The organism is Methylobacterium jeotgali (assembly GCF_022179345.1).
Classification (GTDB): Bacteria; Pseudomonadota; Alphaproteobacteria; order Rhizobiales; family Beijerinckiaceae; genus Methylobacterium; species Methylobacterium jeotgali.
On the sequence record NZ_BPQR01000069.1, the window covers coordinates 1 to 21598 of the forward strand.

Genomic DNA, 21598 nt, shown 5'->3' on the forward strand with positions numbered 1-21598 from the left:
CCCGAGGACAGGAAGGCGCTCGCCGCGATCCGCGCCTTCCTGTCCTCGGGCAAGCCGGTGGCGGCCATCTGCCACGCGCCGTGGCTGCTGATCGAGGCGGGCGCCGCGAAGGGCTTGAAGATGACCTCCTACGCCTCGATCCGCACCGACGTGAGGAATGCCGGCGCCGAGTGGCAGGATGCGGAGGTCGTGACCGATCGCGGCATCATCACCAGCCGCAATCCCGGCGATCTCGACGCGTTCTGCGCGAAGATCATCGAGGAGATCAAGGAAGGGCGGCACGAGCCGCGGCGTCTCGCCGCCTGACCGGGACCTTCGCCGAGGCGACCCGTCAGCGCTTCGCGACGGCCGCCTTGGCGGGTTTCGCCGTCTTCGGCGTCAGGGCGACGACCGCCGCGCCCGCGCCGGCCGTGGCGATCAGCGAGGCGAGGTGGCGCTGGTCGTAGCCGGGGGCGGCCGCCTCGGCCGCGCGGGGCGCGGATGCCGCCTCGCGAGCCGGTGCGATCGAGCCGGTCGTGGACGGTTCCGGGATGGACGCCACCACCGGCGCGGCGTTGCCGCCGGTCCGCTGAACGCGCATCGCCCAGTGGGCCATGGTCGAGAGGGCGGCAATCGCAAGGATCGCCTTGATGCCGCCGGAGAGCAGGCGCCGCATGAGAGTCAGGCCCGAGAAGACGCTGGAGAACGCGGCCGGTTCCCCGGCCTGAGGCATCTTCTCCCAGGATCGTGAACGAAGCCGACCGCGTGGATCGCACGGCCGGTCCCGAATTGGATCATCGACCCTGTTCTCAGTGGGCCATGCGCCGGGACCGCAGTTCCTGTTCCCCGCTATCCCGACGCTCCGGCAGCCACCCGGCCCACCGGGCTTCACGGATGCCGCGCAGAGAACTGGTCCGCGCTAGCCCCGTCGCTGCAGGCCCCGCCGCCATGCCGGCCCGAGCGGGCTCGCGAAACCATCGGGCGCTCCGACGGCAGGGACCGGCGATGTAGGCGCCGGTCCGGTTCCTCGCAACCGGGGACGGGCGCGGCGTTCCGTCAGCGTCCCGACAGGATCAGGGTTATGAGCACGGCCGCGACGCAGACGAACATCACCACGCCGAGCACGAGGCTCGCCAGCGTGGTCGCGGAGATGTAGGTGCCGGCCACACCCCCGAGGACGCGCATCACGCCCTCGCCGCGGCCGGATACGGACGCGGCAACGGGATGCCCGCAGGACGGGCAGGACGCGGCCTCGGCGGAGACGCGGTGGACGCAGGCGGGGCAAGAGATCAGAGTCATCGGATGCCTCCTGTCGGGGTTGCCGGCAAGAAGATCGCAGCGACGGCAACCTTGACCATATGAGAACGTGCCGCCCGCGGCCGAGGTTCCGGCGATGGCGGCGCCCGGTCACGAAGCCGCCGGGCGCCGCCTCGATCGCCTCAGCGCAGCGATGCGCAGAAGCGCTGGATGCGGGTGCAGGCCTCCTCCAGCGCCTTGTTGGAGGTCGCGTAGGAGATGCGCAGGTTGGGGCCGAGGCCGAAGGCCGAGCCGTGGACGGCGGCGACGCCCTCCGCCTGGAGCAGTTCGACCACGAAGTCCTCGTCGGTCTCGATGGTCTTCCCGCCCTCGGTGCGGCGGCCGATCAGCTCCGCGCAGGACGGATAGACGTAGAAGGCGCCCTCCGGCGTGGGGCACTTCAGGCCCTTCGCCTGGTTCAGCATCGAGACCACGAGGTCGCGCCGCTCCTGGAAGGCCGCCCTGAAGCGGGCGAGGTGGTCCTGCGTGCCATCGAGCGCCGCCACCGCCGCCCATTGCGAGATCGAGCAGGCGCCCGACGTCTGCTGGCCCTGCACGAAGTCCATGGCCTTGATGAGCGGCTCCGGCCCGGCGGCGTAGCCGATGCGCCAGCCGGTCATGGCGTAGGCCTTCGAGACGCCGTTCATGGTCAGCGTGCGCTCGGTGAGGCCGGGCTCGACCTGGGCTGGGGTAGCGAAGGCGAAGTCGCCGTAGGTGAGGTGCTCGTACATGTCGTCGGTGAGCACCCAGACATGCGGATGGCGCATCAGCACGTCGGTGAGCTTCTTCAGCTCGTCGTGGGAGTAGGCCGCGCCCGAGGGGTTCGAGGGCGAGTTGAGGATGATCCACTTGGTCTTCGGCGTGATCACCCGCTCGAGCTCGTCCGGCTGAAGCTTGAAGTCGTGCTCCATGCCGGTCTCGGCGAAGACCGGCGTGCCGCCGCACAGCACCACCATCTCCGGGTAGGAGACCCAGTAGGGCCGCGGGATCACGACCTCGTCGCCGGGGTTCAGGGTCGCGAGGAGCGCGTTGTAGATGACGTGCTTGCCGCCGGTGCCGACGATGGTCTGCGAGACCTTGTAGTCGAGCCCGTTCTCGCGCTTGAACTTCCTGACGATGGCCTCGCGCAGGGGTACGATGCCGGAGACGGGCGGGTACTTGGTCTCGCCACGGCCGATCGCCTCGATCGCCGCCTGCTTGATGTGCTCGGGCGTGTCGAAATCCGGCTCGCCGACCGAGAGGCTGATGACGTCGACGCCGGACGCCTTCAGCTCGCGGGCCTTCTGGGTCATCGCGATGGTCGCGGACGGCTTCACCCGCGAGAGAGCGTCGGCCAGGAAGCCCATGTCATCAACTCCGGTCTCTGAAAGCCCCCTTCCGGAGGCGGCCGGGACCCTAGGGAACGGGCCGGAGCGGGGCAAGCGTGGCCGCGGCGCGAAAACGCCCCCGGATCGCGGATCCGGGGGCGCGGCATCGGGCGGCGCGGAGCCCTACCAGCGGCAGACCCGGCGCGGGCCCCACGGCGTCGGCCGGAAGAAGCAGCGCCGGCCGTAGAAGCGCGGCCCGGCGAAGGGGCGGCAGCGTCCGTAGGCATCGCGGCCGAAGCCGGGGCCGCAGCCCATCGCGACGGTCTCGATGGGCGCGGAGCCCGCAAGCCCGGCCGCGCCGGCGCCGAGCGGAGCGGCCTGCGCGGAGCCCGCCATGCCGAGGGCGCCGAGGACGAGCGCAGCGCCGAGGCCGAACGTCGAGAGTTTCGCCATTGTGGTTCCTCCATTCGCCGCGCGCCCTGCGAGAGCGCGGAAAGCGCGGGCGTTCCCGGATATCGCGCCGAACCGCGTTGCCCGGGGCTGGGCGGCGCATGACGGTTTGGACAGGTTGCCCCGAGTGGCCGCCTGGAGCGGCCAGGCTCACGAACCGGTGGGGGGCGACTCCGTTCCTCGCGGCTTCGCGTTGGGCGGCGCCGCTGACGACATCGTGAAAAGGGCCGGCGGCATCGCTGCCGCCGGCCCTCTCAGGCTCTCGATGTCGGTGCGGTCTTCAGCGGCCGCCGAAGAGACTTTTCAGGCGCCCCAGGAAGCCCTCGGAGCGCGGCGTGGCGTCGGGCGCGGCCTGCGGCGCAGCCTCGGTCTTGCCGGAGCCGACCTTGCCGAAGGTGGAAGCGAGCACGAGGCCGAGCGCCGCGGTGTCGGTGCTCTCCCGGTCGATCAGGATCAGGCTGCCGGTGTCGCGGTTGGCGGCGTAGGCGTCGACGGGCACTGGCCGGTCGAGCTTCAGGGTCACGTCGGCGATGTCGTTGGCCGACAGCCGCTGCGTCGGCGCGGGCAAGCCGGTCTCCGGGTCGATCCGCGAGGCGATGCGCTCGACGGTGGCCGTCACGGTCACGGTGCCGACCTTGGCGAGGAGGCTCGCGCCGGGCAGAAGCTCGGTCTCCGCCGCCCAGAACAGGCGCGTATCGAGGCTGTCGGCGAGGGCGACCGGCGCCTCGGCCGCGGCGATGACGCTGCCGCGCGAGACGTCGATCTCGTCGGCGAGCACCAGCGTCACCGACTGGCCCTCCCGCGCTACGGCGAGGTCGCCATCGGCGGTGTAGATGCGGGCCACCGTCGAGGAGAGGCCGGAGGGCGCCACGCTCACCCGGTCGCCCGGCCGCACGATGCCGGAGGCGACGAGCCCCGCGAAGCCGCGGAAGTCGGAGTTCGGACGGTTGACCCACTGCACCGCCATGCGGAACGGCGCGGCCACCGCCTCGGCGTGGACCGGCACGGTCTCGAGGTAGGAGAGCAGCGGGCCGCCCTCGTACCAGCCGGCGGCGGTGCCCGGCAGCACGACGTTGTCGCCGTTCTTGGCCGAGAGCGGGATCGCCCTGACCTCGGTGAAGCCGAACGAGCCGGTGAAGGCGTTGAAGCCGGAGACCAGCTCCTCGAAGCGGGTCTGCGACCAGCCGACGAGATCCATCTTGTTGACCGCCAGCGCCACCCGGCGGATGCCGAGGATCGAGACGAGGAGCGCGTGCCGCCGGGTCTGGCGCGTCAGCCCGTGGCGGGCATCGACCAGGATCACCGCCACGTCTGCCGTGGAGGCGCCGGTGGCCATGTTGCGGGTGTACTGCTCGTGGCCGGGGGTGTCGGCGACGATGAAGGAGCGCGTGTCCGTCGAGAAGAAGCGGTAGGCGACGTCGATGGTGATGCCCTGCTCGCGCTCGGCCTGGAGGCCGTCGACGAGGAGCGCGAGGTCGACCTCGCCGCCCTGCGTGCCGTGCTTGCGCGAGTCGCGCTGGAGGGCGGTGATCTGGTCGTCGAAGATCTGCTTGGTGTCGTGCAGGAGACGCCCGATCAGGGTCGACTTGCCGTCGTCCACGGAGCCGCAGGCGATGAAGCGCAGCACCTCCTTGCTCTGGTGCGTGGCGAGGAACGCCTCGTAGCCGAAGGCGTCGCGGGAGGGATGGATCGTCATCAGAAGTAGCCCTCCTGCTTCTTGCGCTCCATGGAGCCGGCGCCGTCCTTGTCGATGAGGCGGCCCTGCCGCTCCGAGGTGCGGGCGGCGAGCGTCTCGCCGATGATCTCGGGCAGGGTCGCGGCGGGGCTCTCCACCGCCCCGGTCAGCGGGTAGCAGCCGAGCGTCCGGAAGCGCACGAGGCGGGTCTCGGGCGTCTCGCCGGGCTCCAGCGGCAGGCGCTCGTCGTCCACCATGATGAGCAGCCCGTCGCGGGTCACGACGGGGCGCTCGGCGGCGAAGTAGAGGGGCACGATCGGGATGCGCTCGCGCTCGATGTAGAGCCAGATGTCGAGCTCGGTCCAGTTCGACAGCGGGAAGACCCGCAGCGATTCTCCCTTGCGCTTGCGCAGGTTATAGAGATGCCAGGGCTCGGCCCGCTGGCGCTTCGGGTCCCAGCGGTGCTGGGCGGTGCGCAAGCTGACGATGCGCTCCTTGGCGCGGCTCGCCTCCTCGTCCCGGCGGGCGCCGCCGAAGGCCGCGTCGAACTTGTGCTTGTCGAGCGCCTGCCGCAGGGCCTGCGTCTTCATCACGTCGGTATGGACCTCGGAGCCGTGGCTGATCGGCCCGACGCCGCGGGCGAGCCCGTCCTGGTTGGTGTGGACGATGAGCTCGGCCCCGATCTCGGCCGCGCGACGGTCCCGGAAGGCGATCATCTCGCGGAACTTCCAGGTCGTGTCGACGTGGAGCAGCGGGAACGGCAGCCGGCCCGGCGCGAAGGCCTTCTGCGCGAGGTGCAGAAGGACCGAGGAATCCTTGCCGATCGAGTAGAGCATCACCGGGTTCTCGGTCTCGGCGACCGTCTCCCGCAGGATGTGGATGCTCTCCGCCTCGAGGCGCTGAAGGTGCGTGAGCCGCTCTGCCGCCAGCGGCGCGTCGAGGGTCGCGGTGGCGGTCATCGGGCCATCTCCGGTGTGCGGTGATCTGTACGCTCGAATGCGGCGGCTTCCCGGCCGGGCTCGACCGCGGCGGCGGCTTCTGGGACGTGGACGTGAAGGCCGCACTCCTTCTTGGCCTCCTGCTCCCACCACCAGCGGCCGGCGCGCTCGCTCTCGCCGACGCGCACGGCCCGCGTGCAGGGGGCGCAGCCGATGGAGGGGAAGCCCCGGTCGTGGAGGGCGTTGTAGGGGACGTAGTTGTCGCGCACGAAGCGGTCGACGTCCTCGCGGCTCCAGTCGGCAAGCGGGTTGACCTTGATGAGGCCCCGCGCCTCGTCGGCTTCCGCCAGCGGGGTGTCGGCACGGTTGGCCGACTGCCCCGCCCTGAGGCCCGTGAACCAGATCTCGGCGCCCGCGAGCGCCCGGCCCAGCGGCTCGACCTTGCGGAAGCCGCAGCAGGCCTGACGCGCTTCGAGGGAGTGGCGGAAGCCGTTGATGCCCTCGCGGCGGACATAGGCCTCCTCGGCCTCACGCTCCGGCGCGTAGGCGAGGATGCGGATCCCGTAGGCGGCCTCCGTCTCCGCCCAGGTGTCGTAGGTCTCCGGGAAGAGGCGGCCGGTGTCGAGGGTCACGATCTCGGTGCGCGACTTCGCCAGCGCGAGCGCGTGGGTGAGCGCCTGATCCTCGATGCCGAGGCTCGTGGTGAAGACGAGACGGCCGGAGAAGCGCTCCTCGACGAGGGCGATCCGGCCTTTGAGGTCGCGTCGGGCCAGGTCCGCCGAGAGGCGGCCGGCGACGCTCGCGATGTCCATTGCCATTGTTGACGCTTGCGGGCTGCTTCTTGAACTGTTGAGATGTTCGCTATAACGAACGATGTCAAGGCGCTGCACCGCGGTCCAGTCATGCGGGCAGCCGGGAGGCCGAGGGGATGACGCGGGCTCGGTCCTGCGGCACCTTCGGCATAGAGGGAAAATCCTTCTCGTTCCGCTCGCCGGATGGCCCACCGAAGAAACGAGGTTCCGCTGTGGATGCGATCGACCTGAAGATCCTGTCGCTTCTCCAGAACGATGCGACGCTGTCCATCGCCTCCATCGGCGAGCGGGTCGGCCTGTCGCAGACGCCGTGCTGGAAGCGCATCCAGCGCCTGGAGGCCGACGGCGTCATCGACCGCCGCGTCGCCGTGCTCGACCCGGTGAAGCTCGGGCTCGGTCTGACGGTGTTCGTCTCCATCGAGACCGCCGACCATTCCAGCGAGTGGCTGGAGCGCTTCGCCGACACCGTGGCGGCGATGCCCGAGGTGCTCGAGTTCTACCGCATGGCCGGCGACGTCGACTACATGCTCCGCGTCGTGGTCGCGGACATGCAGGCCTACGACGAGTTCTACAAGCGGCTCATCGCCTCCGCGCCTCTCAAGAACGTGACCTCGCGCTTCGCCATGGAGAAGGTGAAGTCGACCACCGCCCTGCCGCTGCCCCAGGCCACCGGCCGCCGGGTGCCTGCCCTCGCTCTGGTTGGAGAATAATCTTCCTTTTGCGCTGCGGCGCAGAAGAACTTGTTCTCCGCTTCGTTCGTTCTGTAAAACGGACAACTCCGTTGACTCCGCGGCCCCGTCGGCCGACATGGTTGCCCTGATGTCGTCTTCCTCCCTCATCCCGCGCACGGCCCCGTTCGGGGATCGCGAGCGCGACAGCCTCAACATCGCGCTCGCCGCCGCGACGCCGATCCAGAGGGCGTGGCTCGCCGGGTTCCTCGCCGGTCTCGACGCGAGCGCAGGCCCCGCCGTCGCCGCCCCGGCCGCGCAGGCGAAGGCCGCCCAGCCCCTGACCATCGTCTACGCGAGCGAGTCCGGGAACTGCGAGCGCCTCGCCTCGGACGTGGCCAAGCTCGCCCGCAAGCAGGGCTTCAAGCCGAAGGTCGTGGATTTCGCCGACCTCGACCTCGCGACGTTGCCCAAGGCCGGGCGGCTCGTGGCCATCGCCGCGACCTGGGGCGAGGGCGAGCCGCCGGCCCGCGCCGTGTGCGCCTACAACGCCCTGATGGGCGACGAGGCCCCCCGCCTCGACGGCGTGCCGTTCGGCGTGCTGGCGCTCGGCGACACCTCGTATGTCGAGTTCTGCGCGATCGGGAAGGCGCTCGACGCCCGCTTCGAGGCGCTCGGCGGCAAGCGCGCCTACGATCGCGCCGACCTCGATCTCGACTTCGAGACAGGCGCCGCCGATTGGATCAAGGGCGCCCTCAAGGCGCTCGCGCCCGAGCCGGGTGCCGACAACGTGGTCGCCGTCGACTTCGGCCGCGGCGCCGCCGACGATTCGGACGGGACGCCGAATCTCGGGCCGGTCGAGGCCGAGGTCATCGAGCACGTCAACCTCAACTCGTCGCGCTCCGACAAGGAGACGATCCACCTGGCGCTGTCCTTCGAGGACGGCGCGCCGCCCTACGAGCCGGGCGATTCCCTGGAGATCTTCCCGGAGAACGATCCGGCGCTCGTTGAGGACATCCTCAAGGCGGCCGGTCTTTCCGGCGACGACGCCCTGCGCCGCGCACTGCTGGCCGAGCGCGACATCACCACCCTCTCGGCGGCGACCGTCGAGCGCTTCGTCAAGGCCACGGGCCACGCGGAGGCCGCCCGGCTGATCGAGAGCGGCGAGGTCCGGGCCTGGATCGAGGGGCGCCAGCTCGTCGACCTGCTCGAGACCTACGCCGCGCCGCTGACGGCGGAGCACCTGACGAGCGTCACGCGCCCGCTGCCGCCGCGGGCCTACTCCATCGCCTCCTCCCGCAAGGAGGTCGGCGACGAGGTCCATCTCGCCATCGCTGCCGTGCGCTACGAGACTCACGGCAAGGCCCGTAGCGGCGTCGCCTCGGTGCACGTCGCCGACCGCATCCGCGACGGCGCCCGCCTCAAGGTGCGGGTGAAGCCGAACCGGCACTTCCGCCTGCCGTCCGACCCTGCCACCGACATCATCATGGTCGGGCCCGGCACCGGAGTGGCGCCCTTCCGCGCCTTCGTGCAGGAGCGGCGTGCCGCAGAAGCGACCGGCCGGTCATGGCTGTTCTTCGGCGACCGCCACTTCACGCACGACTTCCTCTACCAGCTCGAGTGGCAGGAAGCCCTGGAGGACCGCTCGCTGACGCGGATCGACGTGGCCTTCTCCCGCGACCAGCCCGAGAAGATCTACGTCCAGAACCGCATCGACGAGAACGCGGCGGAGCTGGTGGCGTGGCTCGACGGTGGCGCCCATCTCTACGTCTGCGGCGACGCCAAGCAGATGGCCAAGGACGTGCGCGCCGCCGTGGTGCGGGCGTTCGTCTCGGCGAAGGGCCTTTCGGAGGCCGACGCCGAAGCGCATGTCGCGGGTCTGGAGCGCGCGCACCGCTACCAGCAGGACGTGTACTAACGGAACGGCCCTCCCCCTCCGCGGGGGAGGGTGCCGAGCGGAGCGAGACGGGAGATGGGAGCGACGGTGCAGGACGCGGCGCCTACGGTTTCCCTTCCGCCTCCTTCGGAAACGGCGCTCCCCTCTCCCGACCCGGCCTGACGGCCGGGCCACCCTCCCCCGCCGAGGGGGAGGGAGACGCGATCAGACAGTCGGATTCGCCATGGACGATCACAAGCCGATCGATGTGCCCGAGGCTCCCGGAGCCGAAGCGTCATCCCGCTACGAGACCCCGCCCACCGGCCGCCCGCTGGACGAGGCCGAGGCCGCCCGCGCGGCCGGGCTCTCGCACAACGAGCACATCAAGATCGCCAGCGGCTTCCTGCGCGGCACCCTCGCCGACGGGCTCCTGAAGCACGCGACCGGCGCCATCTCGGACGATGACGGCCAGCTCGTGAAGTTCCACGGGATGTACCTGCAGGACGACCGCGACCTGCGTCCGGAGCGGGCCAAGAAGAAGCTCGACAAGGCCTATAGCTTCATGATCCGCCTGCGCATCGCCGGCGGCGTCGTGACGCCCCAGCAGTGGCTCGTCCTCGACCACATCGCCACGACCTACGCCAACGGCACGCTGCGGGCGACGACGCGGCAGACCTTCCAGTACCACGGCGTCATCAAGTCGAACCTGAAGCGCACGATGAAGGAGATCGACGCCGCGCTCCTCGACACCATCGCTGCCTGCGGCGACGTGAACCGCAACGTCATGGCCGCGACGAACCCGGCTCAAGCGGGCGCCCACAAGGCCGCCTACGATCTCGGCAAGGCGATCTCGGACACGCTGCTGCCGAAGACGAACGCCTGGCGGGAGATCTGGCTCGACGGCGAGAAGGTGGTCGGCGGCGAGGAAGAGTTCGTCGAGCCTGTCTACGGCAAGACCTACCTGCCGCGGAAGTTCAAGATCGTCGTGGCGGTGCCGCCCTCCAACGAGGTCGACGTCTTCGCCCACGACCTCGGCTTCATCGCGATCCTCGACAAGAAGAACCGCGTCACGGGCTGGAACGTCACGGTGGGCGGCGGCATGGGCTCGACCCACGGCGAGACCGACACCTTCCCCCGCACCGCCGACGTGATGGGCTTCTGCAAGCCCGAGGACGCCCTGAAGGTCGCCGAGGCGGTGATGACCGTCCAGCGGGACTGGGGCAACCGCAAGGTCCGCAAGAACGCCCGGCTCAAGTACACGATCGAGCGCTTCGGCCTCGCCGCCTTCCGCGCCGAGGTCGAGAAGCGCCTCGGCAAGCCGCTCGCCGAGGCGAAGCCCTTCCGCTTCGAGAACAACGTCGACCGCTACGGCTGGACCGAGGGCGACGATGGCCGCCATCACCTGACCCTCTACGTGCCCTCCGGCCGCATCGCGGACGTGAAGGACGGCCCGCAGTTCCTCACGGGCCTGCGCCGCATCGCCGAGGTCCACGAGGGCGACTTCCGGCTGACGGGCAACCAGAACGTCATCGTCGCCAACGTGTCGGCGGGCAAGCGCGCCGAGATCGAGGCGCTGGTCGACGCGCACGCGCTGACCAAGGGCGCCGGCGCTCTGCGGCGCAGCTCCATCGCCTGCGTGGCGCTTCCGACCTGCGGCCTCGCGCTCGCCGAGAGCGAGCGCTACCTGCCGAGCCTGATCGACGAGCTCGAAGAGAGCTTGGCCGAGCACGGCCTTTCCGAGAAGGAGATCACCATCCGCATGACGGGCTGCCCCAACGGCTGCGCCCGTCCCTTCATTGCGGAGATCGGTCTCGTCGGGCGCGGTCCCGAGCGCTACCACCTCTATCTCGGCGCCGCCCATGACGGCTCGCGGCTAAGCAAGCTCTACGCGCCCGACATCGCGGCCTCGGAGGTGCGCGGCGCCCTCGACCCGCTCTTCGCGGACTATGCGAGGCAGCGCCGGGACGGCGAGCATTTCGGCGACTTCCTGATCCGGGCGGGGCACGTCGCGCGCACCGGCAACGGACCCGATTTCCATGCCAACACCGGAGCCCTCAAGCCGGCGGTCTGAGCAAATCCTTCGAGGACGAGCGCGGACGGCCGATAGAAGCTTGGCCGTCCGCGAGAGCGTCTCGAATTTCTTGTGTTCGACGCGAACGAAATCGCCCAATCCCCGTTGTGATCACGGATCACGCGAGGGATGGCGGCGATGGATACCCATCAGATACTCGGATTCTTCGAGCACCGAACCGACGGAGCCTGGGTCTGCGTGAAGCCGTTCACGCTGACGACCCGCAGCGCCAGTGTCGACATCCAGCGCGGCATGCGGTTCGACTACGGCAAGCGTGTCGGCGGCGTCGATCTCGCGGAGTATCTCGAGCGCCTCGGGTCGCAATTCGGCTCCTGATCGGCACGACGGCGGTCGGCGCGTCGCGTAAACCTTCGGTGACCGATGCGCCGCTGCTCTCGACCCCGCCGCGCCACTCGCCCTAGAATGTGCCCATGACCGCCACGGCCGAGCCGCAGAGCGCTCTCGTGGAGGAGAGCGCACCGACCACACGCTGCCGCATCCTTGCGGCCGCCGAGCGCTTCTTCCGCGAGATCGGCTACCAGAAGACCACGGTCGCCGACATCGCGAAGTCCCTCGGCATGAGCCCGGCCAACGTCTATCGCTTCTTCGACTCGAAGCGATCGATCAACGAGGCCGTGGTCGCCCGCGTCACGCAGGAAGTCCAGGCCCAGATCGAGGCGGCGGCCGTGATGCCCGGCCTGACCGCGGCCGAGCGGCTGGCGGCGATCATCGAGACCCTCCACGCCTGCTGCGTCGAGCGCTGCAAGGAGAATCCGCGCATTCACGAGATGGTCGAGGCGGCCATGAGCGATAGCTGGGACGTCTGCCGCGCGCATGTGGAGCGGATCAGCGCGGTTCTGGCCGGGGTGGTCCGCGAGGGCGTGCGCGACGGCGAGTTCACGGTCGAGGATCCCGACGAGGCCGGCCGCTGCCTCTATCTCGCCACCACGCGCTACACCCACCCGGTGTTGGTCAGCCAGGGATGGATGATGCCCGATCCGGACGTCACCGTGATGACGCGCTTCCTGCTTCGCGGGCTCGGGTTCCGCGAGCGCACGACGCAGGGCTTCGCGGCCTGAGCCGGAGGCGCCCTCAGGTTAGGTCGGCGACGATGGCGCGGGCGGCCTCCCGCGGATCGGCGGCGGCGAGGATCGGACGCCCCACGACCACGTGGTCGACGCCCGCCGCCCTCGCCTCGCGGGGCGTCATCACCCGCTTCTGATCGCCGATATCCGAGCCGGCCGGACGGATGCCCGGGCAGACGATCAGCCGGTCCGAGCCGATCGCGGCGCGCACGGCCGCGACCTCGGCACCGCTGCACACGATGCCGTCGATCCCGGCCTCCGCGGCCTGGGCCGCCCGGCGCGCCACGAGATCGGAGATGCTCGCGGCATAGCCCGCCTCGCGGGCGTCGTCGTCGTCGTAGGAGGTCAGGACGGTGACGCCGAGGACCTTGAGCCCGTTCGCCCGGCCCCGGGCCGCCGACCGCATGGTCTGCGGGTAGGCGTGCACGGTGACGAAGGTCGCGCCGAGCCCGGAGAGGCTGCGCACCCCCTCCTCCACGGTGTTGCCGATGTCGTGGAGCTTGACGTCGATGAAGACCTTGAAGCCCCGCTTCACCAGCACCGGCGCCAGGGCGAGGCCGCCGGCATAGGCGAGCCGGTAGCCGATCTTGTAGAAGGTCACCGCGTCGCCGATGCGCTCGATCATCGCCTCCGCCTCGGCGATGCTCGGCAGGTCGAGGGCGACGACGAGGCGGTCGCGCGGGTCTTGGATCATCGGCGGGTCCTGACGGCTGGTATCGGCTCGGGCGTGTCTACGCCGAGGGCGATGGTGCGCGCCACCTCCTCCTTGAGGACGGGCAGCAGCTCCGCCTCGAACCAGGGATTGTGCTTCATCCAGCCGTTGTTGCGCCAGGACGGATGTGGCAGCGGCAGGATGCGGGGAAAGCGCGGCTCACCGAGAATGTCGCGCCAGCGCATCACGGTGCCGGTGAGGCCGCCCTCCAGCCGGCCGAGATGCCAGGCCTGCGCGTATTGGCCGATCGCCAGGATGAGCCGGAGGTCCGGCAGGCCCGCGAAGAGATCCCGCCGCCAGCGCTCGGCGCATTCCCGCCGGGGCGGCCGGTCGCCGCCGTTGGCGTCGAGGCCCGGAAAGCAGGCGCCCATCGGCACGATCGAGACGCGTCGCGCGTCGTAGAAGGCCGCCTCGTCGAGGCCGAGCCAAGCGCGCAGGCGGACGCCGGAGGGGTCCATGAACGGAATCCCAGAGCGGTGCGCGCGGGTGCCGGGCGCCTGGCTGGCGATGCAGAGCCGGGCGGTGCCGCTGCCTTGCACGATCGGCCGGGGCTCCTGCGGCAGGGGCGGTCCGTGGAGCGGCGCGTCGCGGCAGAGGCGGCAGGCGCGGAGGGCGGCGGCGGTGGACTCGAAGGGCGTCGGGCTCGGCATTCGAGGCCGGAGATGGGATGCTGGCGCCGGGGCGGCGAGCCCGGCGCATGAAAAAGGCGGCGCGGGTTGAGCCGCGCCGCCGGAAGTCGTCGAAACCTTGGGTGTCCCGACCATGCCCCGGATCCGGGACGGCCGCGGTGCCATTTCTCACATCGGCGATCAGGCGCCCTGGAGCGCGGTGGTGTCGAGGGGCAGCGAGCGCAGGCGCCGGCCGGTCGCGGCGAAGACCGCGTTCGAGATCGCCGGGCCGAGCACCGGCACGCCGGGCTCGCCGATCCCGGTGGGCGCGGCGTCGGAGGGCACGATGTGGACCTCGACCTTCGGCATCTCGCTCATGCGGGTCGGCTCGTAGGCGTCGAAGTTGCGCTCCTGCACGACGCCGTCCTTGAGGGTGATGCGGTTGCGCAGGACCGACGACAGGGCGAAGCCGACCGCACCCTCGACCTGGGCGTGGATGACGTCCGGGTTGACGGCGGTGCCGACATCGACGGCGGCCACGATGCGGTTGACCTTCAGCTTGCCCTCGCCGGCGCTGACATCGGCCACCATGGCCACGTAGGACCCGAAGGACTGGTGCACGGCGACGCCGAGCCCTCTCCCCTTCCCGCCCTCGCGGGACGACCAGCCGGCCTTCTCGGCGGCGAGCCGCAGCACGCCCGACAGGCGCGGCGCCTGCGCCAGCAGCGAGAGCCGGTAGGCGACCGGATCGACGCCCGCCGCCGCCGCGAGCTCATCCACGAACACCTCCATCGCCTGCGCGGTGTGGGTGTGGCCGACGGAGCGCCACCACAGCACCGGCACGCCCTCGCGGGCGTTGTGGACCTCGAAGCGGTAGGCCGGCAGGGCGTAGGCCGTGTCCGAGGCGCCCTCGACGGTGGTGGCATCGACGCCGTTCTTCACGAGCATCGCCTCGAAGGGCGAGCCGATCATGATCGACTTGCCGACCATCACGTGCTGCCAGCCGGTGACGGCGCCTTTCGCGTCGAGGCCCGCGCGGATCTTGTGGAGCACGCTCGGGCGGTAGTAGCCGCCGGCCATGTCGTCCTCGCGGGTCCAGACGAGGTGGACCGGCGCCTTGGCCCCATAGGCCTTCAGGATGCTGGCGGCCTCCGCGAGGTAGTCGGCCCCCGGCGTCGCCCGGCGGCCGAAGGAGCCGCCGGCCCACTGGGTGTGCAGCCGGACCTTGTCGGCGGTGACGCCGAGGACAGCCGCGATCACCGCCTGCTCGACGGTCTGGAGCTGGCAGCCGGCGAAGACGTCGTAGCTCTTGCCGTCGGCCGCCGCCTCGATGGTGGCGTTGAGGGGCTCCATGGAGGCGTGCGCCAGGTAGGGGAAGGTGAACTCGGCCTCCAGCACCTTCGCCGCGCCGCGGATGCCGGCCTCGGCGTCGCCCCGCTCCGAGGCGACGTGGCCGGGGCGCTTGGCCATGTCCCGGTACTCGGCGAGGATCGTGTCGGAGGAGCGGGTCTCGGCGGCGCCCTCGTCCCAGGTCACCTTCAGGGCCTCGCGGCCCTTCATCGCCGCCCAGGTGTCGCCGGCGATGACGGCCACGCCCGTCGGGATGCGCACCACGTCGACGACGCCCGGCACCGCGCGGGCCGCCTTGTCGTCGACGCTCTTCACGGTGGCGCCGAAGCGCGGGGCGTGGGCGACGACGGCCGTGACCTGACCCGGCCGGCGGATGTCGAGGGAGTAGATCGCGCTGCCGTTGGTCTTGGCCTCGGAGTCGAGCCGCGGCACCCGCTTGCCGATGAGCCGCCACTTGCTCGGATCCTTGAGCCGCGGCTCCTGCGGGACCGGCAGGCCCGCCGCGGCCTCCGCGAGCGCGCCGAAGCGGGCCTGCTGATTGGAGGCGGCGTGGCGCACGACGCCGTTCTCGACGGCGATCTCGGCGGCCGGCACCTTCCAGCGGTCGGCGGCGGCGGAAACCAGCATCGCGCGGGCGGCCGCGCCCGCCTTGCGGAGCTGGAACCAGGAGTTGGCGATGGCCGTCGAGCCGCCGGTGCCCTGGACGGGGCCCATCAGCAGGTTGCCGTAGAGCTTGGCGTCGGCGGGCGCGAACTCGGTGCGCACCCGCGACCAGTCGGCGTCGAGCTCGTCGGCGAGGATGGTGGCGAGGCCCGTCGTGTTGCCCTGGCCCATGTCGAGATGCTTGACGATCACCGTCACGGTGTCGTCCGCCGCGATGCGCACGAAGGCGTTCGGCTGGGCGGGGACCTTGGAGAGATCGGGGGCCGCCGAGGCCGCGCGGGCGATGCCGCCGGGATCGAGACGGAAGCCGATCAGGATCGCGCCGGCCGCCGCGGCGCCGAGGAAGGCGCGGCGCGAGGGGACGGGCGTCGGGGAGGTGTGGGCCGGTCGAGCGCGGTTCAGCATGGCTCTGCTCCGATCGATGGGGCTGCCCGGGGACCTGGGTTCCGTCCGGTCCGGCGCGGGCGCGCGATGAGACGAGGCTCCGTGACGCGCCCGTTCGCGGGCGCGGCCGGCGATCAGGCGAGGGAGCGGGCGGCCTCGTGGATGGCCGCGCGGATGCGCTGGTAGGTGCCGCATCTGCAGATGTTGCCGTCCATGGCGCCGTCGATGTCCCCGTCGCTGGGCTTCGGGTTCGTCGAGAGGAGGCCGATCGCCGACATGATCTGGCCCGACTGGCAGTAGCCGCACTGGACCACGTCGAGCTTGCGCCAGGCGCCCTGGACCGCCTGGGCGACCCGGTCGTCCACGCCCTCGATGGTGGTGATCCTGGCCTCGCCCACGTCCCCGATCCGGGTCTGGCAGGAACGGACGGGCTGGCCGTCGAGATGGACCGTGCAGGCCCCGCACTGGGCGATGCCGCAGCCGTACTTGGTGCCGGTCAGGTCGAGCCTGTCGCGCAGCACCCACAGGAGCGGCATGTCCGGGTCGGCCTCGATCTCGTGGGACGTACCGTTGACGCTGATCTTCAGCATGGGCCGAGCCCTCCGGTCAGATGAGAGGCGCCAGCCATGCGCCTCCGTTCCCGCGTGGCGCTGTGCGCTGGCGCACACGCGCTTTCGAACGAATCTAAACCTGCACGTGCGACCCGCCCCGTCCAGCCGCCGCCGGAACCAGGGCCGGGCGGTCCTCGATGCACAGGCCGTTCACGCGAATTGCACCGATGCCTGCAGGCGGTTCTTAACATCTTCGTACGACCCTGAGCGCCTTCCCCCGGCCCGGCCGCGATGCGTCGCGACCCGGCCTCCCCATTGGCGCAGGTCGTCCAGAGCCGAGATGTCCGACCTGACCGTCGAGATGGTGCAGCGGGGGCGTGGCCCGTCCTCGGAAGAGGCGACGCGGCGGCGCGAGATCGCCCGGGACATGCGCTCGGCCCGCGAGAAGCTGAACTCGACCACGGGGCTCGAGCGGGCCTTCGACTACGAGCTGCTGCGCGTCTACGCTCAGTATCGGAGCGGGGCGGGCATCCCTCTGGCGCTCTTCGCCGTGGCGATGGCGCTCGCCGCCGTCATCTGGGTGCCCCCGATGGTGGCGGGGATGTGGGCGCTCTGCGTCTTCGTGGCGATCACCCTCAACACCGCCCAGAGCCGGCGCTTCCTGCGCCTCGACCCCGAGGAGGTCTCGCACGCCCTCTGGCGCCGGCGCTTCGCCGTCGGGGACGGCGTCCAGAGCGTCTGCTGGTCGCTGATGGTCGGCCTCGCCCTGACCGGCGGGCGGGTCTTCGCCCTGTTCGGCCTCGTCATCGCCGCGGCCGTCTCGACCATGCTCGCGGCCACGATCCCCGCCGCCGCCGTCGCCGGGCTGGTGCCGCTCTGCCTCGCGACCCTCTCCTACCTCGCCGTCACCCGCGAGACGGACGCGGTGATGCTCGTGATCATGGCGGTCGGATCGCAGATCTTCTTCCTGAGCCTCTCCCAGCGCCTCTACACCTCGACCGTGGGCGCGCTCCAGTCGCGGGCGGAGAAGGATGCGATCTTCGCCGAGCTGGAGCAGGCCAAGGCCAACTCCGACGAGGCCCGCCGCCGCGCCGAGGAGGCCAACCTCGCCAAGTCCCGCTTCCTCGCGACCATGAGCCACGAGCTGCGCACGCCGCTCAACGCCATCCTCGGCTTCTCCGAGGTGATGAAGAACGAGGTCTTCGGGGCTCACCAGGCGCCGAGCTACCGGGAGTACTCGAACGACATCCACGACAGCGGGATGCACCTGCTCAACCTCATCAACGAGATCCTCGACCTCTCGCGGATCGAGGCGGGCCGCTACGAGCTGAACGAGGAGGCCGTGCAGCTCGCCGGCATCGTCGACGAGTGCCGGCACATGATCGGCCTGCGCGCCCGCGCCAAGAGCCAGAGCTTCGAGCAGTTCGTGGACGACAGCCTGCCCCGCCTCTGGGCGGACGAGCGGGCGCTGCGCCAGATCGTGCTCAACCTGCTCTCCAACGCGGTGAAGTTCACCCCGCCCGGCGGCGAGATCACCCTCAAGGTCGGCTGGACGAGCTCCGGCGGGCAGTATCTCGCCGTCAAGGACAGCGGCCCCGGCATCCCCGAGGACGAGATGGATACGGTGATGTCGTCCTTCGGCCGCGGCTCGCTCGCCATCAAGACCGCCGAGCAGGGCTCGGGCCTCGGCCTGCCCATCGTGAAGGGCCTCGTGGAGCTGCACGGCGGCAGCTTCCTGCTCAAGTCGAAGCTGCGCGAGGGCACCGAGGTCATCGTGATGCTGCCGGCGAGCCGGGTCATGGACACCCTGCCCGCCGTCGATTTCGAGGCCGAGGCGAAGAAGGCCGAGGCCAAGCCCGGCCGCCGCCGGATGGCCCGCGTCGCCTGAGACCGCTCAGGCCGGACCGGACACGCCGGCCTGGGCGAAGGTCGCCATCTCCCGGTGGCAGGCGAGCGCGCCCTTGATCACGCCCATCGCCATCGCCGCGCCGGAGCCCTCGCCGAGGCGCATCCCGAGGGAGAGCACCGGCGCGAGCCCGAGCCGCTCCAGCACCTCCGCATGCGCGCCCTCCGCCGAGACGTGCCCGGCGACGCAGTGGTCGAGGGCGCCGGGATCGAGGGCGTGCAGCACCGCCGCCGCGGCGGTGGCGACGTAGCCGTCGAGCACCACGGGCACCCGCTGGAGCCGCGCGGCGAGGATGGCGCCGGCCATCGCCGCGGTCTCCCGGCCGCCGAGCCGGGCCAGGACTTCGAGCGGGTCGTCGAGATGCCCGGCGTGATGGGCGAGCGCCGCCTCGACCGCCGCGGCCTTGCGGCGGACGCCCTCGTCGTCGAGCCCGGTGCCGCGCCCGACCCAGTGCGCCGGATCGCCGCCGAACAGCGCCGCGTAGAGGGCTGCGGCGATCGTGGTGTTGCCGATGCCCATCTCGCCGATGCCGACGCAGTCCGTGCCGGCGGCGACCGCCTCCATGCCGTAGGCCATGGTCGCCACGCAGTCGCGCGGGCTGAGCGCCGGCTCCCGCGTGATGTCGCCGGTCGGCACGTCGATGGCGAGGTCGAACACCTTGAAGCCGAGGCCGTAGGCGGCGCAGATCTGGTTGATGGCCGCGCCGCCGGCGGCGAAGTTGTCGAGCATCTGCCGGTTGACCGCGTCGGGATAGGCCGAGACGCCCTGCTTCGTGACGCCGTGGCTGCCTGCGAAGACGCAGACCACCGGCCGGTCGAGGGTCGGCTGGCCCTTGCCCTGCCAGGCGCCGAGCCAGGCGACGAGGGATTCGAGCCGCCCGAGGGCGCCGGTGGGCTTGGTCAGCACCGCGTCGCGGGCGGCGATCTCGGCCCGCGCCTCCTCGTCGGGCCCCGGCATCCCCGCCATCAGCCCGCGGATATCCGCGAAGGGGTTGTCCTGCGTCATCGCGCTCACCGAGCCTGCCGGATCCGGGTTTCTTCTGGGGATGCGGGGCGGCCGGTGCCCCTTCCTCGTCCGGGCGAGCTATAGAGAGGCCCGCGGCGGCGGTGAAGGCGCGTGCGATGCGGGACGATCTGGGACATGGCCGCGGCGGCGCGCCCGGCAACGCCGACGAGGCGAACTGGCCCGGCCGGGGCCTCCTGCCCGATCTCGCCGCCTGCCTGCGCTTCTACTCCCGCCTGCCGGTGCCGCGCCTGCACGGCGAGGGCGATATCCACGCCGCCCCGGACTTCCGCACCGCGCCCCGGATGCTGCCGCTCGCGGGCCTCATCCTCGCCCTGCCGGCGGCGCTGACGCTGCTGGCCGCCCGCGGTCTCGGGCTCGGGCCGTTCCTAGCGGCAGCGCTCGCCGTGACCGTGATGGTGCTCGTCACCGGCGCGCTTCACGAGGACGGGCTCGCCGATCTCGCCGACGGCTGCGGCGGCGCCACTCGCGAGCGGCGCCTGGAGATCATGCGCGACAGCCGTCTCGGCAGCTACGGCGCCATCGCGCTCGCCCTCTCCCTGATCCTGCGGATCGGAGCGCTGGCGACGCTGGCCGACCGGCTCGGAGCGCCGGCCGCGGCGGCGCTGCTGCTCGCCGCGTCGCTGTCGCGGGGCCTCGCGCTCGCGCCGCTCGCCCTGCTGCCCCCGGCCCGCGCGGATGGCGCCTCGGCTTCCGTGGGGCGGCCGACGCGGGAGACGCTCGGCTTCGCCGCGGTCCTCGGTGCGACGATCCTCGGCCTGTCGCTCGCCGTCCTGCCCCTGGCTGGCGTGCTCTCCGCGCTCGTCTGCGCGGGGCTGGCGGTGCTCGCCGTGACCGCGTTCGCCCGGCGGCGGCTCGGCGGGCAGACCGGGGACGTGATCGGCGCCAGCCAGCAGGCCGGCGAGATCGCTGCGCTCGTCGGGCTGCTCGCCGCGCTCCAGGCTTGATCCCGGCGCCGCCCTCGCGCATCCACGCGCCCATGCCGGCGACCGCCCCCTCGAGCCCCTGCGTGAAGCTCTGCGTCCTCGACGCGCGCACCGGTCTGTGCAGCGGCTGCGGGCGCACCCGCGACGAGATCGCCGCCTGGGGCTCGCTGCCGGAGGCGCGACGCCTCGCCATCATGGCGACCCTCGAAGCTCGGCTGCGCAAGGCCTATCTCCCGGAGCGGCCGCCATCTCCTTGAGCGGCCTTCAGCGGAGACCGGCGCGGGCATGATGTATTTCGGGCTGATCGTCATCGGGATCGTGCTGGCGATCCTGATCCTCACCGACGGCAGTTCGAGCATCGGCGGCGTCATCGAGCCCGACCAACTCGCCGGCCTCGCCTGGGGCGGCATGATCCTGACGCTGGTCGTCGCCGGCTTCTGGCACCGCTTCCAGGACCGGATGGGCGAGAACCTGCGCTACATCCTGATCTGGCTAGCCCTCGGCCTCGCCGTCGTGATCGGCTATTCCTACAAGGACCGCATGCAGGTTGCCGGCGACCGGCTGCTCGGGGACCTGCGCCCCGGTGCCGCCGCGACCGGCCCCTCCGGCACCGTGACGATCACGCGGCGCTCCGACGGCGACTTCCGCGTGCGCGCCGAGGTCAACGGGCAGACGCAGACCTTCGCCTTCGACACCGGCGCCAGCGCCGTGGTGCTGACTGCGGAGAGCGCTGCCGCAATCGGCATCAAGCCCGATCCGAGCGACTTCACGGCGCGGGTCTCCACCGCCAACGGCATCGCCTATACCGCGCCGATCTACCTCGACAGCATCGGCATCGGGCCGATCACCGAGCGGCGCGTGGACGCCATGGTCGCCAAGCCCGGGGCGCTGACCACGAACCTGCTCGGGCAGAGCTTCCTCGGCCGGCTCTCTGGCTACGAGGTCAAGGGCGACCGGCTGATCCTCACCGGACGATAGACTCTCGGACGGGCCGATTCCTCGGCGCACAGGTGAGGCGCCGTCGATCCGGCATGGGCTGCCTCTTCGGCGCCGAAGCCTGCGCGAGAGACCTCCCCGGGCTCCGCCTCCTGCCCTGAAGGTCCGCCGGCCGAAGGCGATCGAAAGGATCGTCGTTGAAATGTGCAACGACGGACGCTTGAAAAGATACCGCTCGGTCGGTATCTAGCCGCGATAGAGGTCGGGCTGCTCCGGTCTCGTCCGATCACCCTCTCGTTGCGCCCGGTTACCGCGGGCGCTCCCGAGCGCGTCGAGCCACCGATCATGACGAGCGCCTATCACCGCAAGAAGCAGCCGGACG

22 protein-coding genes are annotated in these 21598 nt (G+C 71.3%); 10 read left to right on the forward strand and 12 right to left on the reverse strand.

The window, feature by feature from the left end:
- Nucleotides 1–306, forward strand: a 306-nt coding sequence (locus MFF04_RS18140) for a DJ-1/PfpI family protein (protein ID WP_238277853.1), incomplete at its 5' end; no start/stop codon positions are given.
- A 25-nt stretch (nt 307–331) separates the two neighbouring features.
- Here the strand turns inward: MFF04_RS18140 and MFF04_RS18145 are convergent.
- The 7 genes from MFF04_RS18145 to MFF04_RS18175 all read right to left on the reverse strand — a co-directional run bounded on the left by MFF04_RS18145 (nt 332) and on the right by MFF04_RS18175 (nt 6463).
- Nucleotides 332–712 carry a hypothetical protein gene (locus MFF04_RS18145; protein WP_373320113.1) on the reverse strand — a complete coding sequence of 127 codons (381 nt, stop codon included), beginning with the start codon at nt 710–712 and terminating at the stop codon, nt 332–334.
- A gap of 323 nt (nt 713–1035) precedes the next feature.
- On the reverse strand, nt 1036–1278 hold the full coding sequence (locus MFF04_RS18150) for a hypothetical protein (RefSeq protein WP_163363414.1): 243 nt from the start codon (nt 1276–1278) through the stop codon (nt 1036–1038).
- A 140-nt stretch (nt 1279–1418) separates the two neighbouring features.
- Nucleotides 1419–2621 carry a pyridoxal phosphate-dependent aminotransferase gene (locus MFF04_RS18155; protein WP_238277855.1) on the reverse strand — a complete coding sequence of 401 codons (1203 nt, stop codon included), beginning with the start codon at nt 2619–2621 and terminating at the stop codon, nt 1419–1421.
- A 144-nt stretch (nt 2622–2765) separates the two neighbouring features.
- Entirely contained in the window at nt 2766–3035 is a 270-nt protein-coding gene (locus MFF04_RS18160; protein ID WP_238277857.1) for a GCG_CRPN prefix-to-repeats domain-containing protein, read from the reverse strand.
- Between the two features lie 277 nt (nt 3036–3312).
- Nucleotides 3313–4728, reverse strand: a complete 1416-nt coding sequence (locus tag MFF04_RS18165) for a sulfate adenylyltransferase subunit 1 (RefSeq protein WP_238277859.1) — start codon at nt 4726–4728, stop codon at nt 3313–3315.
- The gene (cysD, locus tag MFF04_RS18170; protein WP_238277861.1) at nt 4728–5666 is read right to left on the reverse strand and encodes a sulfate adenylyltransferase subunit CysD; all 939 of its coding nucleotides are present in this window, start codon (nt 5664–5666) and stop codon (nt 4728–4730) included. Before cysD ends, MFF04_RS18165 begins: the two co-directional genes overlap by 1 nt.
- Nucleotides 5663–6463, reverse strand: coding sequence for a phosphoadenylyl-sulfate reductase (locus tag MFF04_RS18175; protein ID WP_238277863.1), 801 nt, complete (start codon nt 6461–6463; stop codon nt 5663–5665). Before MFF04_RS18175 ends, cysD begins: the two co-directional genes overlap by 4 nt.
- Nucleotides 6464–6669: 206 nt before the next feature.
- Here MFF04_RS18175 and MFF04_RS18180 point away from each other — a divergent pair, with 206 nt between their 5' ends.
- The 5 genes from MFF04_RS18180 to MFF04_RS18200 all read left to right on the forward strand — a co-directional run bounded on the left by MFF04_RS18180 (nt 6670) and on the right by MFF04_RS18200 (nt 12151).
- The gene (locus tag MFF04_RS18180) at nt 6670–7167 is read left to right on the forward strand and encodes an Lrp/AsnC family transcriptional regulator (protein ID WP_238277865.1); all 498 of its coding nucleotides are present in this window, start codon (nt 6670–6672) and stop codon (nt 7165–7167) included.
- Nucleotides 7168–7276: 109 nt separating this feature from the next.
- Nucleotides 7277–9043 (forward strand): diflavin oxidoreductase, encoded by a 1767-nt coding sequence (locus MFF04_RS18185; RefSeq protein WP_238277867.1) that lies wholly within the window; start codon nt 7277–7279, stop codon nt 9041–9043.
- Nucleotides 9044–9245: 202 nt separating this feature from the next.
- The gene (locus MFF04_RS18190) at nt 9246–11072 is read left to right on the forward strand and encodes an NADPH-dependent assimilatory sulfite reductase hemoprotein subunit (RefSeq protein ID WP_238277869.1); all 1827 of its coding nucleotides are present in this window, start codon (nt 9246–9248) and stop codon (nt 11070–11072) included.
- Between the two features lie 138 nt (nt 11073–11210).
- Nucleotides 11211–11408, forward strand: coding sequence for a hypothetical protein (locus MFF04_RS18195; RefSeq protein ID WP_164185306.1), 198 nt, complete (start codon nt 11211–11213; stop codon nt 11406–11408).
- Nucleotides 11409–11503: 95 nt separating this feature from the next.
- On the forward strand, nt 11504–12151 hold the full coding sequence (locus tag MFF04_RS18200) for a TetR/AcrR family transcriptional regulator (protein WP_238277870.1): 648 nt from the start codon (nt 11504–11506) through the stop codon (nt 12149–12151).
- A gap of 13 nt (nt 12152–12164) precedes the next feature.
- On the opposite strand, the gene pyrF is transcribed toward MFF04_RS18200, so the two are convergent.
- The 4 genes from pyrF to MFF04_RS18220 all read right to left on the reverse strand — a co-directional run bounded on the left by pyrF (nt 12165) and on the right by MFF04_RS18220 (nt 16464).
- Nucleotides 12165–12851, reverse strand: coding sequence for an orotidine-5'-phosphate decarboxylase (gene pyrF, locus MFF04_RS18205; RefSeq protein ID WP_238277872.1), 687 nt, complete (start codon nt 12849–12851; stop codon nt 12165–12167).
- Nucleotides 12848–13519: a uracil-DNA glycosylase family protein gene (locus MFF04_RS18210; RefSeq protein WP_238277875.1), complete on the reverse strand. Its 672-nt coding sequence runs from the start codon at nt 13517–13519 to the stop codon at nt 12848–12850. The genes pyrF and MFF04_RS18210 overlap by 4 nt, the downstream gene beginning before the upstream one ends.
- 159 nt (nt 13520–13678) lie before the next feature.
- Nucleotides 13679–15895, reverse strand: coding sequence for a xanthine dehydrogenase family protein molybdopterin-binding subunit (locus MFF04_RS18215; RefSeq protein WP_238277877.1), 2217 nt, complete (start codon nt 15893–15895; stop codon nt 13679–13681).
- A 113-nt stretch (nt 15896–16008) separates the two neighbouring features.
- On the reverse strand, nt 16009–16464 hold the full coding sequence (locus MFF04_RS18220) for a (2Fe-2S)-binding protein (RefSeq protein ID WP_238277879.1): 456 nt from the start codon (nt 16462–16464) through the stop codon (nt 16009–16011).
- A gap of 301 nt (nt 16465–16765) precedes the next feature.
- Between MFF04_RS18220 and MFF04_RS18225 the strand changes: the two genes are divergently transcribed.
- The gene (locus tag MFF04_RS18225; protein WP_238277881.1) at nt 16766–18313 is read left to right on the forward strand and encodes a sensor histidine kinase; all 1548 of its coding nucleotides are present in this window, start codon (nt 16766–16768) and stop codon (nt 18311–18313) included.
- A 6-nt stretch (nt 18314–18319) separates the two neighbouring features.
- Here MFF04_RS18225 and cobT read toward each other — a convergent pair whose 3' ends face one another.
- Nucleotides 18320–19336 (reverse strand): nicotinate-nucleotide--dimethylbenzimidazole phosphoribosyltransferase, encoded by a 1017-nt coding sequence (gene cobT / locus MFF04_RS18230; RefSeq protein ID WP_238277891.1) that lies wholly within the window; start codon nt 19334–19336, stop codon nt 18320–18322.
- Between the two features lie 116 nt (nt 19337–19452).
- Between cobT and cobS the strand changes: the two genes are divergently transcribed.
- Genes cobS through MFF04_RS18245 form a run of 3 tightly spaced genes read left to right on the forward strand, consistent with a single transcriptional unit; the run spans nt 19453 to nt 21258 of the window.
- The gene (gene cobS / locus MFF04_RS18235; RefSeq protein WP_238277883.1) at nt 19453–20301 is read left to right on the forward strand and encodes an adenosylcobinamide-GDP ribazoletransferase; all 849 of its coding nucleotides are present in this window, start codon (nt 19453–19455) and stop codon (nt 20299–20301) included.
- Nucleotides 20302–20333: 32 nt separating this feature from the next.
- Nucleotides 20334–20537: a DUF1289 domain-containing protein gene (locus MFF04_RS18240; RefSeq protein WP_238277885.1), complete on the forward strand. Its 204-nt coding sequence runs from the start codon at nt 20334–20336 to the stop codon at nt 20535–20537.
- 28 nt (nt 20538–20565) lie between these two features.
- Nucleotides 20566–21258: a retropepsin-like aspartic protease family protein gene (locus MFF04_RS18245; protein ID WP_238277887.1), complete on the forward strand. Its 693-nt coding sequence runs from the start codon at nt 20566–20568 to the stop codon at nt 21256–21258.
- The last annotated feature ends 340 nt before the right edge of the window (nt 21259–21598 follow it).

Excerpts from the sequence above, each read along its gene's own strand:
- cobT (WP_238277891.1), bottom strand. The coding sequence starts at position 19,336 with ATGACGCAGGACAACCCCTTCGCGGATATCCGCGGGCTGATGGCGGGG.
- cobS (WP_238277883.1), top strand. The coding sequence starts at position 19,453 with ATGCGGGACGATCTGGGACATGGCCGCGGCGGCGCGCCCGGCAACGCC.
- MFF04_RS18165 (WP_238277859.1), bottom strand. The coding sequence starts at position 4,728 with ATGACGATCCATCCCTCCCGCGACGCCTTCGGCTACGAGGCGTTCCTC.
- MFF04_RS18200 (WP_238277870.1), top strand. The coding sequence starts at position 11,504 with ATGACCGCCACGGCCGAGCCGCAGAGCGCTCTCGTGGAGGAGAGCGCA.
- MFF04_RS18215 (WP_238277877.1), bottom strand. The coding sequence starts at position 15,895 with ATGCTGAACCGCGCTCGACCGGCCCACACCTCCCCGACGCCCGTCCCC.
- MFF04_RS18185 (WP_238277867.1), top strand. The coding sequence starts at position 7,277 with ATGTCGTCTTCCTCCCTCATCCCGCGCACGGCCCCGTTCGGGGATCGC.
- MFF04_RS18220 (WP_238277879.1), bottom strand. The coding sequence starts at position 16,464 with ATGCTGAAGATCAGCGTCAACGGTACGTCCCACGAGATCGAGGCCGAC.
- MFF04_RS18225 (WP_238277881.1), top strand. The coding sequence starts at position 16,766 with ATGTCCGACCTGACCGTCGAGATGGTGCAGCGGGGGCGTGGCCCGTCC.
- MFF04_RS18245 (WP_238277887.1), top strand. The coding sequence starts at position 20,566 with ATGATGTATTTCGGGCTGATCGTCATCGGGATCGTGCTGGCGATCCTG.
- MFF04_RS18145 (WP_373320113.1), bottom strand. The coding sequence starts at position 712 with ATGCCTCAGGCCGGGGAACCGGCCGCGTTCTCCAGCGTCTTCTCGGGC.
- MFF04_RS18210 (WP_238277875.1), bottom strand. The coding sequence starts at position 13,519 with ATGCCGAGCCCGACGCCCTTCGAGTCCACCGCCGCCGCCCTCCGCGCC.
- MFF04_RS18150 (WP_163363414.1), bottom strand. The coding sequence starts at position 1,278 with ATGACTCTGATCTCTTGCCCCGCCTGCGTCCACCGCGTCTCCGCCGAG.
- MFF04_RS18155 (WP_238277855.1), bottom strand. The coding sequence starts at position 2,621 with ATGGGCTTCCTGGCCGACGCTCTCTCGCGGGTGAAGCCGTCCGCGACC.
- MFF04_RS18190 (WP_238277869.1), top strand. The coding sequence starts at position 9,246 with ATGGACGATCACAAGCCGATCGATGTGCCCGAGGCTCCCGGAGCCGAA.
- pyrF (WP_238277872.1), bottom strand. The coding sequence starts at position 12,851 with ATGATCCAAGACCCGCGCGACCGCCTCGTCGTCGCCCTCGACCTGCCG.
- cysD (WP_238277861.1), bottom strand. The coding sequence starts at position 5,666 with ATGACCGCCACCGCGACCCTCGACGCGCCGCTGGCGGCAGAGCGGCTC.
- MFF04_RS18240 (WP_238277885.1), top strand. The coding sequence starts at position 20,334 with ATGCCGGCGACCGCCCCCTCGAGCCCCTGCGTGAAGCTCTGCGTCCTC.
- MFF04_RS18160 (WP_238277857.1), bottom strand. The coding sequence starts at position 3,035 with ATGGCGAAACTCTCGACGTTCGGCCTCGGCGCTGCGCTCGTCCTCGGC.
- MFF04_RS18195 (WP_164185306.1), top strand. The coding sequence starts at position 11,211 with ATGGATACCCATCAGATACTCGGATTCTTCGAGCACCGAACCGACGGA.
- MFF04_RS18175 (WP_238277863.1), bottom strand. The coding sequence starts at position 6,463 with ATGGCAATGGACATCGCGAGCGTCGCCGGCCGCCTCTCGGCGGACCTG.